This window comes from Helicobacter bilis (assembly GCF_900198365.1).
Lineage (GTDB): Bacteria > Campylobacterota > Campylobacteria > Campylobacterales > Helicobacteraceae > Helicobacter_A > Helicobacter_A bilis_B.
Window position 1 is genome coordinate 46,798 of sequence record NZ_FZMS01000006.1, and the last position, 16,539, is coordinate 63,336.

Consider the following 16,539-nt stretch of genomic DNA (forward strand, 5'->3'; position numbering starts at 1 on the left):
GGTGGTATGATAGAAGTGTTTCAAAAATTGCCAGATTCTAAAAGCATTTTGCAAGATACCTATAAGTATAGATTAAGTGGTAATTTTAATGCGGATAATTTACTTATTTATGATGATAATTTAAGTGCTATGCGATTTTTAGTACAAGAGTTAGATTATAAAAATAGCATTGATTTAGTCTATATTGACCCGCCTTTTGGCACAAATAATATTTTTAAACTCGGTAGCACAATGAGTGCGGAAAAAGATTCTAAAATCGCTTATAAAGATAAATTTAGTTTAGAATCTTATTTAGAGTTTTTATATTGTCGTCTTGTTTGGATTAGGGAACTAATGAGCGAAAAAGGAAGTTTGTATTTGCATATTGATAGCAAAATGGGGTATTATGTTAAGATACTTTGTGATGAAGTCTTTGGTAGGGAAAATTTCATCAATGATATTACACGCATAAAATGTAATCCTAAGAATTTCAAGCGTAAAGCGTATGGCAATATCAAAGATATGATTTTGTTTTATGCTAAAAGTAGTCAATATATTTGGAATGAGATAAAAGATGAAGTGCTAGAATCTGATTTGAAAAAGAGGTTTAATAAACAAGATAGCAAAGGCTATTATACGACTATTCCCCTGCACGCACCGGGCATTACACAAAATGGAGAGAGTGGGCAAGAGTGGAATGGCATAAAACCACCTAATGGCAGACATTGGAGGTATAGTTTAAAAGAGCTTGACAAGTTGCAAGAAGCAGGGCTAATTGAATGGAGTAAAAATAATAATCCACGCAAGAAAGTTTATATAAATGAATGCAAAGGCAAAAAGATACAAGATATTTGGGAGTTTAAAGACTCTCAAAATCCAGCCTATCCTACCGAGAAAAATAGAGCAATGCTAAGGCGTATTATTACAATGTCATCAAATATGGATTCTAGGGTTATGGATTGCTTTTGTGGTGGTGGTGGATTTTTACAAGAGTCCCTAAATTTAGGGAGAAAGTTTATCGGCATTGATGAAAGCATTGAATCTATAAAGCTTAATCAGCAATGGATAAAAGAAAGTGAAAATCATTTATTTAGCCGTGATATTGCTTTGATTAAGAAGTGTATTTCAAATCGCATAATTAATGAAGTGAAAGAAAATAATCATATGGAAAGGATAAGCACTTTAAAACTTCAAAAAATGATTAATTTGGGGTAAAATCCAATTGCCATTATTATAACTCAACAAATTTAAATATATTTTTTGGATAAATATTACTCTCATGGTTACCTGTTCGTAAAATTTTTTATTATGACATTACAAGGGGATTTAAACAACAATAATGCTGGTTCTCACTATGTTTTAATACACCTAAAGATTCACAACTATCCAAACACCAAACTATCACCAACTTTTAGATTTTGAGATTGCAAAAAGCTTGTCATTGTCATTTTTGATTTGTTTTGTGGTGTTACAGATTCTATCCATAATGCACCATTTTCACATGCGATACATGCCATGTTTTGTTTTATTGCTAGGATTGTGCCTTTTTGCTCGTGGGTTTTATTTTGTATAGAATCTTTTGGGATAGAATCTTGTAGTTTAGAATCTCTTAAAGTAGGGTCTTTCAAACTAGAATCTTGTAAAACAGAATCGCTTAACACAGAGTTATCTGACACATAGTCTTGTATCATATTAATTTTTAAAACACTATCTTTATACTTCGTCCATACCCCAATATGTCCTAATGCTAAGAAATGCAAGTAGCAAGTATAAGAGTCTATAAAATCTAAATAGCAATCATTTTTTGTAAGCTTTTTGCAATAGCTTGCAATGTCGTGGTTTTGCGGTGTAGTTTGCAATGTATTGTGCTTTATATCATTAAGCACTTTTTCTAGCAAAGAGATTCCATAAGGTGCTAATATATGAAAAACTTCTGCTACATTTTTCCTTGCGACTATGTCTTTTTCTATTGCTTGTATTGCGGCGATATTACCACTATCAAGCCCCTCGTCCATATAAATCACGCTTAAGCCAAAGTGTTTATAATCATTCATAATACTTGTTTGAATCGGACTTGCACCACGATAATGGGGCAATAAAGACCCATGCAAGTTAAGACAAATATAACGCGATACAATCTCTTTTTTAAGAATCTTTCCATAGGCTACTACAATGATAGCTTCAATCTTTTGCTTTGTGTCTATATTATGTAAAATTTCTATAATATCTATGCTTTTTTCAGGTTGAAAGCAAGGGATATTATTTGCTAAAGCACATTCTTTTACTTCTGGTGCTTTTAGAATCTTTTTTCTACCAAAGGGCTTGTCTGGCTGTGTTATCACAGATAAAATAGTGTGATTTTTCATAAGTCCTTCTAGAATCTCTTTAGCAAATAGCGGTGTGCCTAAAAAAACAATATTCATAATTCCCCCTTATGATGTGATTTGTTCGCTCACAATCTCTTGATTATAAAGCCATTCACTACACCATGAAGCAATGCCTAACGCATAAAGTGTAAGCTGTGCGTTAAAAAACTCGCCACGAAGCATACTGCTACTACATAGCACAAAATATAAAATGCTAAGAGAAAGTAAAATAGCATTTGCATATTCATAGAATCCAAATAGCTTTTTATTGCGAAATAGCACATAAAGTAGTAATATATTTGCCATCACAAAACAAGTAAAATGGATATATTTACTTACTAAGGGTGAGAAATAGGGGTGATAGGCATTTGCACTCATAAATATGATGATAGTCGTTATACTTGGCTCTAAAATAAGCATGGATTTACCGATTCTATGCTCTATATTAATTTTTAGAGAAAGTGCCTTATAAGCTAAAGGCAAAATAATAAATAGAATCCAGCATGTAAATGAGATAAAAAACTCAAATGAAGTGTAGTAAGACTGCCATGTCTGCATGATATTTTCTTCATTAAGTAGCAAATCCATAGAATCTTTTTCAAAAATCTTTCCACTTAGCCAATACAATAATACACATACAATACATAAAAGAATAAAAGCAGTAATGCTAACTATAAAAGGTGCTGTTTTGCCTAGAGTTTGCCTTTGTCTATACATACGGATAGGCATACTAAGAAGTGTTAAAAGCGCAACAAAAAGCAGAATGCAAGAGAATATATCATATATGCGACCATCTTCTGCTAATAGAGTAAAAAGCTGTGAGAAAATAGGCATAAATTCTGCACTCAAAAGAGCTAACGCATTAAAAATAAAAAGAGCAAAAAATAGATAAGAATACACAATAGTATTAAATCGCAACAATATCTCCAAATAAATATTTTCATTATTGTAATAAGAAAAAGCTAACTCATAAGATATAGAATCTAAAGCCTATTTAACCTAGAGTGATTTTTACCCTTTTTATACGAGTTTCTTCAATCTCTAAGACTTCATATTGACATTTTTCATCGCTAATCATATCGCCAATATTTGGCATATCTCCAAAGAGTGTTAGCACATAGCCACCGATGGTAACTTGCATAAACTCTTCATCATACTCAAAGCCAAAGATATTCTCAACCTTTTCTAAATCCACCTTGCCATCAAATTCATAGGTTTTATCATCAAGCTTTTTATAATCAGCATTCTCTTTAGTATCTATTACAATGCTACCCATGATTTCATGCATAATATCTTGTGAGGTGATCATACCTGCTGTGCCGCCGTATTCGTCAATTACAAGGGCGGTATCAACTTTCTTTTTATTCATCTTTAATAGAATCTGCGAGATTGAGGCACTCTCTGGGACAATTAGCATTTTTTTCGCAAAGGAATCAAAGCTAATAGGCTGATAATTATTCTTAATATTTGCTGCAAGCACATCGCGTATATGAATAACGCCTATCACATTATCCTTACTCCCATTACAATAAGGATAACGCGTATGATTTGGACCTGATACAATAGTCTCAATATTTTTTTCATAACTCAAAGTCTTATCAAGGCATATCATATCTTTTCTAGGTGTCATAATCTCTCTTGCAAGAGTATCGGAGAAATCAACCGCATTTTTGATAATCTCCCCTTCAATAGAATCTAAAAATCCACCCTTTAAGCTCTCACCTACAATGATTTTTAGCTCTTCATCACTATGGGCTTCACTATGGGCTTGAACTTTTAATAGCTTTAAAAATAGAGAAGAAGCAAAGTCAAAGAACTTAATCACGGGAAAAAAGATAAGCCAAAAAAGATAAAGCGGACGAGCAATCGCTAAAAAGGCTGTCTCACTTTTAGCAATAGCAATAGATTTTGGGACAATCTCACCTAAAATCACATGCAAAAGCGTTACTAAACTAAATGATATAAGCAAACTAAGCAAACTAATGGTATCTAAAAGCTGCGTATGGACTTGAAAAATCGCATTCATATTATATAGAATCAAAGCGGTGATATGATTCCCCACCCAACCTAGTGCAAGTGAGCTTAGCGTAATGCCAAGTTGAGTAGCGGAGAGATAGCTATCAAGGGAATTAGACATTTTAAGGGCTAGTCTTGCGACTTGATTATTTTGCTTTACAAGCTCTTCTAAGCGAGACTTTCTAACTTTTACCATAGCGAATTCGGATAACACAAAAAAAGCATTTAAAAGAATAAGAATAAATGCCAATAAAACCATACCAATCGAGTGATAACTATCCGTATCCAAAATAACTCCTTGTTACATACAGAATCTTTATGCTAAAACACAGAGTGCAAAAAGGATTCCATAAACATAAAGCAATATTCTAGCATGTTAATCTTAAAATGTGCTAAAACGCACTTTGATATACTTTACTTAAGATTGAAGTATTCATGTTGTAGAATCTACAAACGCATTGCTAAAATACTTTAAAGCGTAACCCACATTCTGCAAATATCGTAAAATCATGCTGAAAATATCTATCGCTAAGCCATGTCCCAACCTTTAAGGCGGCAAATGGCGTGAGTTTTTTATACTGCTTTAGTGGATTATGATAGATTCCTATCGCAAAGATTCCATGTCGCCATATACCCTTATATGAGCCTATCTGCTCTATCACGCCATCAACGCCAAAGCGTATGCCAAGACTTGTGATACTATAAAGCAGCATAATATCATGGGCTACATGCACATCGCTTGGTCTTACTACAACATTATCTGTGGAATAGTATAAAAATGTATTAGGGCTTACATCAAGGGCTTTATATATAGTAATAAAAGGGCGATACACAAACACCAAAAAGTCATCTTTTATCGGCATACCGAGTGTAATATAGGGGACGATTTGAAAAAGCAGGGTATTGCCGCCTGTGCGTATGACTTCTTTTGTGCTTTTTGGTCCGCCTGTAACCGCATGTGCATAATCTCTTTGAGATTCTATAAGCACGGGTTTGCCAAGCTCACTCCATGCCCCTTCATAAGTGAGATTAAACACAATCCCAAAAAAGCTAAATGGTTGAAAATCTACAAAAGCCCCTAATCGCCCATAACTTGTAAAAGTAGCTTCAATCCCGCTATTTATCTCGGCACTCCCAAAAAATAACGGGTGTTTATCTCTAAATAATGTGCGTTTATAGTAGAATTGACTTGTATAGCTTGCACCCAAATAATTGTATTTAAATCCGCCTTTATTTGTGAAATACCAGCCTGTCTTATCGCTTAAATCTGTGATTCTAGATTCTAATTTTTGTGCTACATTATCTCGCAAATGTTTTTCTAAATTCTCACTCTCTTTTGTAGTATCTGCAAAGCCCATAACAAAGCAAAGCATAAAGCATATAATACTTTTTTGAAATCTTTTCATAGCATATTCCTATATGTTAAAACATAATTATTTAAATTCCAAAACAATATTATTATCTTGCGGTTTTAAGTCATGCCAAATATTTATAATCAAATCTCTCTTTTTATGTAGCACAAGCTTGCCAAACATGCCTAACTCTTTAGAATCTGGGATAAGTTTTTGATCTTTTTGTGGCATCTCATCACCCCTGTAATGAGCTATAAAGGCACTGCTGATATAAGGTGCTAATATATCTTGGTCTTTTTTGCTTACAAAGAATTTATCCATAACCGCTTTGCCAAGCACTTCAAAGCCATTTTTTGTATATTCTGTGGCAAATGTTTGAAAGTCTTGTACGCTTGGAATCTCTTTTACAACAGAGGTTGTGATAAAAGCCTTGTTATCCTTTAGTGTTACAAATCTATAAGGCGAAGGTGCGGATACAAGTGAGCCTGTCTCAATATCATATAGCGCCCTGCCATTAAACTCTTGCATACTTATATCATTCGCATGAAAATGTCCCGTGAAAACCATGCGGACATTATAAAAGGCAAACATTTTTGCTATCGCCTGAAAATCTTCTATTAAATACTCGGGGTAAAAAGTCGCATTGCCTGTGTAATGCTCTAATATTCCGTGATGAAAAAAGGCAATGACTGCTTTTCCCTCTCTATTTGCCTCAATTAAGTTTGCTTCAATCCATTGCAGCGTTTGCGGATAAAATTTTCCATCTACAATGGGATCTTTTTTCATGCTATTTTCACGGAATCTCGTGCTATCAAGCCCAAAAATCCATAAGCCCTCCACTGGTTCTATAATATAGCTTAGAGAATCTGGATCTTTTTTTATCGCTTGATTGTAGCCAAAATCCGCATAGATTCTAGCAAAGTCTTCTTTTTGAGCGGACTTTACTTGCTTTGTTGTAGCACCATGAAAGCTTCTTGCATGTGAGTTATTTACATCATGATTGCCCGGGACTACATAGGTTTGAATGCCTTGTGCTTTTAAGTCGTATAAACGCTTTTGTAATAATTCATGTGAGCTTATCTCGCCATCTTTTGTTAAATCCCCTGAAATTAGCACAAATTGTGGCTTTTTTGAGGCAATATCACTCAATGCAGATTCTAGAATCTCTACACTTTGGACTAGCATTTTTCTGTCATTATTGAGATATTCCTTGAAAGCCTCGCCATCTACTCCAAGTTTTGTATCATAGATATGCGTATCGCTTAATACCGCAAAATAGGCTTGTGGATATGCGGGGGCTGCCTTTTCTTCTATGCTGCTTTTAAATGTAGAATCACTCTCATAAGAAAAAGTCGGCAAGGTAGAAGAACACGCACAAAATATAATATTTACACATAGGATTAAAAGAAATTTTTGCATAATACACCTTTCATATAAATTAATGTAGTGTATTCTATCGCTGTAAAATTATTATAAAATGGCTGTAAAAATCATCTCTTAAAGATTTAAAATATTATTTGTGTGATTGTAATATTGATATTGCGTTTAGATTCTATAAGTAGATATTAGACTAGATTCTATGGGTGAAATATTTCTATGATTATGCTAGATTCTATAAAAACAAAGCTATCTCTCTATAACAATGCCATTTGCTAAAAAACTCTCATTAGATTCTATACAAGTAGGACATGTATTACAATGCTTCTCACCGCCTCTGTAACAACTATATGTCTTTGTATAATCAACACCCAAACTTAAACCAAGCTTTACTATCTCTTTTTTATCCCAATTACAAAATGGACTACAAAGCTTAACTGCACCACCACTTCCTTGCATAATACTCTCATTCATAGAATCTATAAAAGATTGTGTGCAGTCTGGATAGAGTGGATGATCTCCTGCATGATTTGCTAATACAATCTCTTTATAACCAAGAGATTCGGCAAGTCCAGCCGCAGCACTAAGAAAGATCCCATTTCTAAAAGGCACAACAAGCTTTGCCATAGATTCTAGATTATAAGAATCTTGTGGAATGCTCTCACTGCTATTTTGCAGCAAGGCACTCTTAAAGCCCACAAATACGCTACTCATATCTAAAAGTGTATAAGAGATATTTTCATCTTTATATCGCTTATGTATGAGACTTTTAGTCCGCAGGATTTAAGAGAGTATTTTGCAGAGTTTGACAGGTTTGCTTTAATAGAGCAAAAAGAAAGGTTTGCATGATTGTTTGTGCTTGTCATGTTATCTCTTTTATCTCACTTTGTCATGTTGAGACTTTGAAAAAGTAGAAACATCTTTATTTTCATGCTAGTGAGATTTTTCGGCTAACACCTCGTGCAATCCGTAAGGATTTCACCCATACTTGCAAAAATGACAATAGAAAAAGGCTCAATATGACAAAAAATGGGCTAGTTTCTAAGTGTCCTAATTGCATAAAATCTAAACCGCCAGAATCCCTACAAGAAATCCTACAAAATGATGAAAAAACGCAAAAAGCTAATTATTTTTATCAATCCACCCTATGCGGAAAGCCACAACTGCCACACAAGTAACAAATATGGATAAAAATAAAGATGGCGTAGCCTTAGGTAACGCCACTTATGAACGCTACAAAGATTCTATGGGAAAGGTGAGTAATGAAATTTCGCACAATTTTTCTTTAGAATCTATAATAGAGATTCCGCACTGCACCCTAGCCACCTTTTCAAAGTTTCAATACATTAACTTTAGCAATTTCATAAAGTTTAAAGCAAAGTTTCTAAAAGGCTTTATCTGCCCAGCTCTTTAATCATATTAAAGGAAACTTCCCTGTAGGTTTTTAATATGGAATTTAAGCCGCAACACAAATATTTTTGCTAGAATCCACAAAATATATTTAAGGAGTAGAAAACGACTTTAATACTAGAAAATGTCAAGCAAGAGTTTCTAAATGACTTTAAAGCCCCAGCGGACAAGGCAGAGGAGGGTTTCGGTGTGAAGCAGACAAAAGTCGATGACTTCCAGCAATTACACGAAGCTATGCTATAAGATTTAAAAAAGTTAGAAAATAGAGCCGTGTTTGAAAGGCTTCAAGATAAATGAGACATTTAAACTTACAAGAAGTTTCAGAACTGCATGATAGAGCAATATGGGCAATGGGCGGACTAAGTGGAACAAACCTTAAGCAAATCAGGCTTTTAGATTCTGCTTTGAAGCAAATCCAAAACGATGACTACTACCAAAGATTCATAGACAAACTTACGTATATAATGTTTGCTTGTGTGAAGTTTCACCTCTTTATAGATGGCAATAAATGCACCCCATTATTTATGGATGATGTGTTGGTAATACTAAATCACAAAGCCACACTAGAAGTAGGCAGATAGCGGAGACAGAATTAAAACCCTCAACTACATAAAACTCCCTATTTCATTGCATTTTGATTTATCGCATTGCGTGATGCAATAAGGTTATTAATATAAGTTTCATTCAATGTGATTATATTGATTTTACTTTGCATATCTTTTGCATAAGCGATATAAGCATAAGGTCCATGAGTAAGTATTTTTGGATTTATAAAGCTCCCTTTTGTGCTTCTATCAAGCTCTTTTAAGGTTATAAAATCGCTGCCATTCCATACGGCTAGATTGATTGTTGTATTCTCTTTATTTGTATAAAGTAGCACGATATAGCGTCCAAACGCTGCCACACTCATAGCCCCAACGCTTAGGTTACTACTCTCTTGCATATCTTCAAATTGCAATGAGCCATTACTTATCTTGCAAAGTTGATAGGCTAGATTTGGCGTATTTTCTTGCACACTCTTATTGCTATATAGAGCTAAACACCGATGCGTTATAGAATCATTTGCTGGATTATTTATATCATAGCTAGGATGCAAAGGTGTTATAATTGGATTTGAATAAAGCGTGTTATTGTGTGGCTTAGCTATTTCTTCTAGTTGGAGTTCTTTATTAAAGATTCCAAAAAATGCTTGATCTTTTTCTATATGTGTAAAAAATGGTAGTATCATGCCTTGTATAGTAGTATTTGTGCCAAAAAAAGTGCTTGGTTTATGCGAGAAAAACGCATTTGTCCTTGCAAATAGGCTTAATGCTGGATTTTCATGCAAACTAAAAAGTGGTTTTGCATTCTCTTGTGTAGTATTAGATTCAATAGCTTTTGCAATATGTTCTAAGTTTGCTTGAAAGATATATGCCCTTGTGGTAAGTGGCTTTTGTAATAGGGTAGCATTAAGAAATAAATAAAGATTAGAATCAATATTTTGAATCAAGGCACTATGCAAGGAATGTATGTGTTGCTTTGCTTGTGCGTTAAGAGTTTTTGTGTCAAAGAGTAGTATTTCTTGGCTATGTGTTTTTGTGTTTGTGGCAATATTTTGCCATGCCCCTTTTTGGGTTAGTATGCTGTATTTGCTTGGGTAAAAAATCATGCCATATAGATTTGTATTATTATCTTTATCCTTGCTTATGTAGCTAATGAGATATTTATCAGGGTTTATTTGTGTGATATCCATTGAGACTAGATTTATAGAATCTAGCTGCCATTGCTCTTTCTCATATACTTCATATCGTGTTGATTCAAAAGTAGGCAGAAAAAAATACATATCAACGCTGCGATTAAAGCTAAATAATCCAATACTTGCTACTATACATAACGCTATGTAAAAGAGATAATCAAGTATTTTCATATATTTAACCTATAGAATCTCTATCTTATCTACTTTGTAGTTAAGTGTAGAATCTCCCATAAATACAGAGATGGCACCTAACTTAGATTCTATACTTTCTCCAAATGTAAAGGGACTTTTTTTCAATGTGATTTGCTTTGTAAAAGGCAATTTTATATCATATATCTTTTGTGCATTAAGGCTTAAAAAATGTGAGAGATTCTCTAACTTATTATGCTTTGCAAAAAGCGTGCATAATGCCTCAAGTAGAATTGGCGCACTAAAGATTCCGGCCGCTCCATCTAGCTTTGCTTGTATCGTGTGTGGCGCACTATCAGATCCAAAGCTAATTTTAGAATCTCCATTCAATGCCGCCTCTAGTATCGCATCTCTATCTTTGGGTGTCTTTACCACAGGTTTGCAAAACATAAAAGGATTAAGCTTACCACCTATAATGTCATCAAGCGTTAAAAGCATGTGATGAAGTGTAATCGTGCCATAAAGATTGCTAAACTTATGGATACACTCGAGTGAATGCCTATCGCTTAAATGCTCTATGATTATCTTTAGTTGCGGAAAAGTCCTTGCTAACTCGCTAAAGATTTCTAAAAATTCCCTTTCTCTATCCATACTAAAACCCGCACTCTCACCATGTATGCTTAGAATCATATCTAGATTCTGTGCTTCTTCAAGCAGGGCTAATAAATGCTTACTTAGGACTTCACTCACGCCATTTTCAGCATTCGTAGTCGCCCCTTTTGGATAAAGTTTTAGAATCTTAACTCCAGCTAAATGTGCTTCCTTTAGCATATCAAGTGTGAGATTATCATGGATATATAGGGCAATAATAGGGGTAAAATGCTCTCCTTTTAATCCACAAGTTTCTGAATCTTTTTTAACTAATCGCATAATCTCTTGTCTGTAAGCAAGTATAGATTCCGCATCCATTAGTGGTGGATTTAGATTTGGCATAGCAAGTAATGTGCTAAAATGCCGCACACTATAAGGTAGCACTGCTTCTAGCATAGAATCTTGTCGTAAATGTATGTGCATATCTATTGGATTTTGCAAGATGATAGTATCCATGTTTAACCCCATGAAATAATAAAAATCGAAGGCAATCGCACTGAATAAGCTGGAGCGAACTCTCTATTAGAATAAAGGCGAAATTATAACACAAGAATAGAGTATATGTTGTTTAGAAAATAGTAAATTATTGCCTTAATTTATAAGCACGACCAGCCATTTAGAATCTTAACTTTAAAGCATATAATTTCAATGTGAATAAGATTCTATAATATTCTAAGCCTTATTTTTTTTGGGATTGAGTATATCAATGTGGTTAATCCTACACCATTGCTTACACATAGCAATTGATTTATCTTATTGTTTTGGGAGTATCTTATGTGTAGATTCTAATAAACTTTTTGTGGTTTAATAGAATCCACTCACCCAAGCAAACAAAACTAGCATTCAAAGCTTAAAAAATGCCCTTATTCTATCACAAAAAAGCTAAAAATGTAATTTTCTTGCTACACTTTTTCCCCACATATAAACACGCTTTGGCTTTTTTGTCTTAAAATCCATCAAACAATTTTATATTACAAGCTACTTTTATAAAACAAAAACATAATAAAAACGCAATTTCCCTTTAATTTTGTGCGTGCGACTTTTGTGTGTTCGTGCGTAATTATTTTTATGTGCGAGCCTTTGCGTTCGTGCGTGTGTAAGTATTCTTTTATGTGCGTTGCATTTAGCCTTTAATCACGCAAATAACAGATAAAGCAGGGAAATGGATATATTGAGACTAAAATCACACGACTACAAAAAGAATACAAGCCTCTACTCACTCAAATCCGCTTTATTTATCAACTCTAACAATTCCCCATCACTCATCTCTGTTAAATCACTCTTTGCATTCTGTGTAATCGTTATCTCTTTTCCATACAATGAAGTCTTCAACTCATTAAAAATCTTACTCACCTTTTCACTACATGCAATAATCGCCATCTTACTTTGCATACTTCCATCATCACTAATACTTAGTTCCATTAACGCATTTTTAGCGATACTTGCATTCAGTGCTAAACTTTTATTAATATGGTTTAAACTCATTGCTTGTATCAATAAACTCTCACTTGCCTCATTCATCAGCGAATTTAAAATAACACTATCTACATTATACGCACTTTCCCCTAAGTTTTGAATAATCTCGTTTTTTAAGCGATTTTGTGCGGTTTTTGTAACTAGATTAAAACTCTCTGTAACGACTTCTTTGCTTGTCGTCTCAATATCTTTTATCGCAGAGCCACTCTCCCAGCCCTCTTTTTCAATCCACTTTTTAATCGTAGTATAAGGCAAATTAAACTTCCTTGAAGTCTCTGCAGCATTCGTATGATTTGATTTATAAAAAATTTCTACTTCTCTTTTTATCTTTTCATCGTGCATTTATACCCTTTAAAATACTACTTTTTAGTATAAAAAATTAACAATTAATTTATTTTAACTTGATTTAATTGTAGATTTGTAGTATAATATTACCGCTTAAGTTAGCAGCTTAAGCGGGAGTTTATCTCGCTTTTCTAGCAAGTGCAGAAAATCTAGCAAGTGCAAGAAAGGAGGTAAAGTAATGTTAAACAACAAGCTTATTATAATAGCATTCTTGCTATTTGTGCTTTTTGTTAGTGTCGCATATTAACAAAATTTAGTAAATATTACAATTTGTTACAATGCTAGAGAGTAACAGAAAGGAGGTTTGTTTTTAACATGTTATAAAAAGGTTATATATGATTTATGCACAGTTTGACAAAAGATTAAAAGAAATCAATCTAAGTAAAAAAGAGTTTGCCAAACTTGTAAATATGCAGTATGAAAGTGTAGTGAATTGGAAAAGGGCGGAAAAAATCCCCGATTGGGTAAAATCATGGCTTTATTATTATGAAAAATCTAAGATTTTAGACACATTAATAACAAGTATTGAAAAACTAGATAAAGAATAAGCTGTATTTTAGCCTTTATCTAAAAGTATTATAACTTCAATGAAGCAGCACTTGCTGCCGCATCATTTGTAGCTTGTATATGCCTTTGTGTTTCATAGATTGATTTTTGTCTCTCTAGCAAGTCTTTTAATTCTTGTGTTCGTTCTTTATACATATCTTTATGACTATTTAATAATAGCTCACTTTGTCTATTTATATATTTTACAAACCACTTGCAAAAATAAAAACAACCTATCGCACTAAGACATAATCCCATCAAAAAACCCTTTACAAAATCAACACTTGACACGCTAAAAATACTTATTAAGGTTTCCATTTCTTCCCCCTAAAATTTAATCACTAAAATAAATATAATTATACAATATTTTTTACATAAAGGATACATAATGCATGACTTCATATGGGGCATAATGTCTGGCTTTGCTGCTTTTTTCTTATTGTTCTTTATTTCTTTCATAATATTTCAAATATTATGTTTTATCACTGATATTTTAAAAAAGGCTTTTAAAAGCTTACAAAAAATAAACAAAAAGCTACATTGATGGCTTTATACAAATCAAAAAAAAACTCTCCTGCGTGAAGTATTTTTGATTGATTTTAAGTGTTGTTGAATAAAATGCAAGGGAGTGTATATTAAATACATTGAGCGCCGCATTTTATGATAACTCACTTAAAAGCAACAAAAAGACAAACGCTCTAAAGCTATATGCGCCACCCTTTTTTCACTATATGCCTATTTAAACTTAACCCCCTATCTGTTTTCAAAGCAGGGGGCAAACAATCTTTATGCGCTATGCAACTTGCAATGCAGTCTATACAATCATCTTTTCTAAAAGGCTTTTCTGGGTTAAAGCTTAGCAATTCCTTTTTTATTTGATTTATTCCACCTGCCCCATGTAAAAAGACTAAAAAGCCTGTATTATAATAGCTTCTTAATGCCTTTATTTTCTCTACTTTTGCCACCTTTCTACTTGCTACATATACATTTATGTCATTACTGATTATTGCTTTATCCTGCCTTTTTAGCCTTTCATTGATTAAGACTATTTCCCTTTGTAATAAGCGATTTAGCGTTATGCCGCCGCCATCTGATTCTATATAAACACCTGCTTTATTAAACTGCAACATTGTTTCAATTAAACATTTTATAGTCTCTTCCTCACTCCATATTCCAAACAAACAATTTTTAACAATATATCTCGTGCTATTTTGATAATTTTCCAATCCAATAACAACAATCGCCCTATTATCCGCACTCTCATTTAACGATAGGGCAGAATCTACAAATATATAATCTTTAGTTTCACTTATTTCATAGCTTGGAATCTCTTTAAAATATATGCTTTCAAAATACCCTGCTTCACTTGCTTGTGGTTCTTGCTGATATTGTGTCTGAAATTCATCTTCACCCAACTGCAAACGCAAGGAATGCAAAGCTTCTATATCATGCTTTTTTGTAAATAGTGCTTCGTTTGCCTCTCTCTCATAAGTAAAATTATCAAGTGCATAAACCTCTTTTTCTTTATTGAGTGCTACAAGCTTTATATGCTTCCATGCTTTTATACTCTCATTGTCAAACTCTCTAGGATTTAGCAAAAAGCCGCATAAATCCTCCTCCCCTAATCTCTGCATAAGTATTGTAATATTGCTTTTATTATCCTGTAGTCTGGTTACAATATTTCGTAAAGTATCATTTACCTTATCTCTTTCTACCTTGTAACTCATATCACTGACTTTTATAGGATCATCGATTAAGATTTGGTGTGCATGAAAACCTGTTATTGCACCCCTAATTGTCGTTACAAATAATCCCCCGCCCTCTTCTAGTATCACTTCTTGGCTTGATTCTCTTAAGAATCTTGGCGGCTCTTTAAATATGCTTAACCAAAATTTAGATTTTAATAAAGCCCTTATTTCATTAATAATCTTTTTACACAAAGTATCACTATAACTGATATAGATATATTTTCTGCTTCTATCATTCCCTAAAGCCCATGCAGGAAAAGTCCTTGCAATGATTTCTGTTTTACCATAGCTAGGCGGCATGTTTAACATTAATCTTTGTATTTGATTATTTGATTGTGGCAGGGTTTGTTCTAAAGCCTTACATAAATAATCATAATGCCAACTATCAATAAAAGGCTTCTGGTTAAATCGTTCCCATTTTAAAAGCAAAAAGGTTTTTAAATCTCGTTTTGCAAGTGTTCGTAATGCAAGTTCTTTGAGTAATTTTTCTTTTTGCATAAACTCTCTTTAGTTAATAATCTTGCGTTGTTTTTTTGTTTGTTTGTGAAAATTAAGTGTTTAAGGGTTAAATTAACTTTGAAAATAAGCTAATGCCCTTAAACTTAAAAAATAATAACTACTTTCCGCTAGTTTTCTAGCGGTTATGGTTATAATAACATATTCTACGCAATAAAGCAAAATCTGCAATATTTTTTTTACATACTATGTAGTATAGCCTTACACCCTTTAAAATTAAAGCTTTCATAAGGTAGTGTCTGGCTACACTTTACATTGCTACTTGCATATATCATAATAGCTATATTACAAAGCAATAAAAACAAAGATAAACTAAACATAAAAATCTTTAACACGATTTAGCCACCCTTTTAAAAACTTTGCATTCTCTCCTTTTTTTGCAATCGCTTCAAAAAACGCCGCTCTTTTATCGCATAGCTTATTGCATAATTCTTTACCATCTTTAGAATTAATTGCCGCTATTGTTTTAGCCCCTAAGTTTCCATCAACTGCTATGCCTAAAATCTCTTGTATGCTTTTTACAGCTTTACTTACCCCACTATTTACCGCAAAATCATACAAAGCATTTGCTACTTCTTGACTCTCTATAAGATCACCTTTTATCTTATCCCAAAATTCTTTACGATAAAAGTTATCCATTTCTTTTTTAAATTCCGCATTGCCCAAACATAGCTTCTCTAACTCTTTATAATGAGCCTTTCTGAAACTCTCATAATTTCTTTTATAAGTATCCATGATACCCCATAAACTCAATTTTGGGTGCATATTTCTAGCAATACCAAAGATGGTTTCGCCACCCCTATCACCTGCTACATTACAATAGCCGCCCTCCCATTTGAGAGTTTTACTTTCTGCGATGCTTAATTCTGCCATTTGTTATCCTTTTTAATAAA

The 16,539-nt window shown here is 33.3% G+C and carries 18 protein-coding genes; 5 read left to right on the forward strand and 13 right to left on the reverse strand.

Going from position 1 to position 16,539, the window contains the following annotated elements:
• The first annotated feature begins 6 nt into the window (after positions 1 to 6).
• Entirely contained in the window at positions 7 to 1,194 is a 1,188-nt protein-coding gene (locus tag C6H08_RS01015; RefSeq protein ID WP_080745692.1) for a site-specific DNA-methyltransferase, read from the forward strand.
• Between the two features lie 167 nt (positions 1,195 to 1,361).
• Here the strand turns inward: C6H08_RS01015 and C6H08_RS01020 are convergent, their stop codons facing one another.
• The 7 genes from C6H08_RS01020 to C6H08_RS11175 all read right to left on the reverse strand — a co-directional run bounded on the left by C6H08_RS01020 (position 1,362) and on the right by C6H08_RS11175 (position 7,956).
• On the reverse strand, positions 1,362 to 2,402 hold the full coding sequence (locus C6H08_RS01020) for a methionyl-tRNA formyltransferase (protein ID WP_034565586.1): 1,041 nt from the start codon (positions 2,400 to 2,402) through the stop codon (positions 1,362 to 1,364).
• Positions 2,403 to 2,411: 9 nt separating this feature from the next.
• Positions 2,412 to 3,263 carry a hypothetical protein gene (locus tag C6H08_RS01025; protein WP_034580072.1) on the reverse strand — a complete coding sequence of 284 codons (852 nt, stop codon included), beginning with the start codon at positions 3,261 to 3,263 and terminating at the stop codon, positions 2,412 to 2,414.
• 76 nt (positions 3,264 to 3,339) lie between these two features.
• Positions 3,340 to 4,650 (reverse strand): hemolysin family protein, encoded by a 1,311-nt coding sequence (locus C6H08_RS01030; protein WP_080732245.1) that lies wholly within the window; start codon positions 4,648 to 4,650, stop codon positions 3,340 to 3,342.
• Between the two features lie 172 nt (positions 4,651 to 4,822).
• A complete protein-coding gene (locus C6H08_RS01035) occupies positions 4,823 to 5,767 on the reverse strand; it encodes a hypothetical protein (RefSeq protein WP_034580071.1) in 945 nt (314 codons plus the stop codon).
• A gap of 27 nt (positions 5,768 to 5,794) precedes the next feature.
• A complete protein-coding gene (locus tag C6H08_RS01040; protein WP_052100018.1) occupies positions 5,795 to 7,132 on the reverse strand; it encodes a metallophosphoesterase family protein in 1,338 nt (445 codons plus the stop codon).
• A gap of 207 nt (positions 7,133 to 7,339) precedes the next feature.
• The gene (locus tag C6H08_RS01045; protein WP_233708417.1) at positions 7,340 to 7,789 is read right to left on the reverse strand and encodes a 7-cyano-7-deazaguanine synthase; all 450 of its coding nucleotides are present in this window, start codon (positions 7,787 to 7,789) and stop codon (positions 7,340 to 7,342) included.
• Between the two features lie 17 nt (positions 7,790 to 7,806).
• A complete protein-coding gene (locus C6H08_RS11175) occupies positions 7,807 to 7,956 on the reverse strand; it encodes a hypothetical protein (RefSeq protein ID WP_158656782.1) in 150 nt (49 codons plus the stop codon).
• Between the two features lie 153 nt (positions 7,957 to 8,109).
• Between C6H08_RS11175 and C6H08_RS11180 the strand changes: the two genes are divergently transcribed.
• From C6H08_RS11180 to C6H08_RS01055, 3 genes are all read left to right on the forward strand, one after another.
• On the forward strand, positions 8,110 to 8,268 hold the full coding sequence (locus C6H08_RS11180; RefSeq protein WP_158656783.1) for a hypothetical protein: 159 nt from the start codon (positions 8,110 to 8,112) through the stop codon (positions 8,266 to 8,268).
• Positions 8,269 to 8,273: 5 nt separating this feature from the next.
• The gene (locus tag C6H08_RS01050) at positions 8,274 to 8,504 is read left to right on the forward strand and encodes a hypothetical protein (protein WP_034580070.1); all 231 of its coding nucleotides are present in this window, start codon (positions 8,274 to 8,276) and stop codon (positions 8,502 to 8,504) included.
• 289 nt (positions 8,505 to 8,793) lie between these two features.
• Complete coding sequence (locus C6H08_RS01055; RefSeq protein WP_052092605.1) at positions 8,794 to 9,081, forward strand: Fic family protein; 288 nt, start codon at positions 8,794 to 8,796, stop codon at positions 9,079 to 9,081.
• 38 nt (positions 9,082 to 9,119) lie between these two features.
• Here C6H08_RS01055 and C6H08_RS01060 read toward each other — a convergent pair whose 3' ends face one another.
• From C6H08_RS01060 to C6H08_RS01070, 3 genes are all read right to left on the reverse strand, one after another.
• Positions 9,120 to 10,406: a hypothetical protein gene (locus tag C6H08_RS01060; RefSeq protein WP_034580069.1), complete on the reverse strand. Its 1,287-nt coding sequence runs from the start codon at positions 10,404 to 10,406 to the stop codon at positions 9,120 to 9,122.
• A gap of 9 nt (positions 10,407 to 10,415) precedes the next feature.
• A complete protein-coding gene (gene pyrC, locus C6H08_RS01065; RefSeq protein WP_034562487.1) occupies positions 10,416 to 11,471 on the reverse strand; it encodes a dihydroorotase in 1,056 nt (351 codons plus the stop codon).
• 756 nt (positions 11,472 to 12,227) lie between these two features.
• Positions 12,228 to 12,833, reverse strand: a complete 606-nt coding sequence (locus C6H08_RS01070) for a hypothetical protein (protein WP_034565565.1) — start codon at positions 12,831 to 12,833, stop codon at positions 12,228 to 12,230.
• A gap of 338 nt (positions 12,834 to 13,171) precedes the next feature.
• Between C6H08_RS01070 and C6H08_RS01075 the strand changes: the two genes are divergently transcribed.
• Positions 13,172 to 13,384 (forward strand): hypothetical protein, encoded by a 213-nt coding sequence (locus tag C6H08_RS01075; protein WP_034580165.1) that lies wholly within the window; start codon positions 13,172 to 13,174, stop codon positions 13,382 to 13,384.
• A 28-nt stretch (positions 13,385 to 13,412) separates the two neighbouring features.
• Here C6H08_RS01075 and C6H08_RS01080 read toward each other — a convergent pair whose 3' ends face one another.
• The 3 genes from C6H08_RS01080 to C6H08_RS01090 form a co-directional block, all read right to left on the reverse strand.
• Positions 13,413 to 13,700 carry a hypothetical protein gene (locus tag C6H08_RS01080; RefSeq protein ID WP_034580166.1) on the reverse strand — a complete coding sequence of 96 codons (288 nt, stop codon included), beginning with the start codon at positions 13,698 to 13,700 and terminating at the stop codon, positions 13,413 to 13,415.
• A gap of 386 nt (positions 13,701 to 14,086) precedes the next feature.
• The gene (locus tag C6H08_RS01085; RefSeq protein WP_034580167.1) at positions 14,087 to 15,628 is read right to left on the reverse strand and encodes a terminase large subunit domain-containing protein; all 1,542 of its coding nucleotides are present in this window, start codon (positions 15,626 to 15,628) and stop codon (positions 14,087 to 14,089) included.
• Positions 15,629 to 15,958: 330 nt separating this feature from the next.
• Positions 15,959 to 16,519 carry a glycoside hydrolase family 108 protein gene (locus C6H08_RS01090; RefSeq protein ID WP_052100034.1) on the reverse strand — a complete coding sequence of 187 codons (561 nt, stop codon included), beginning with the start codon at positions 16,517 to 16,519 and terminating at the stop codon, positions 15,959 to 15,961.
• Between the last annotated feature and the right edge of the window lie 20 nt (positions 16,520 to 16,539).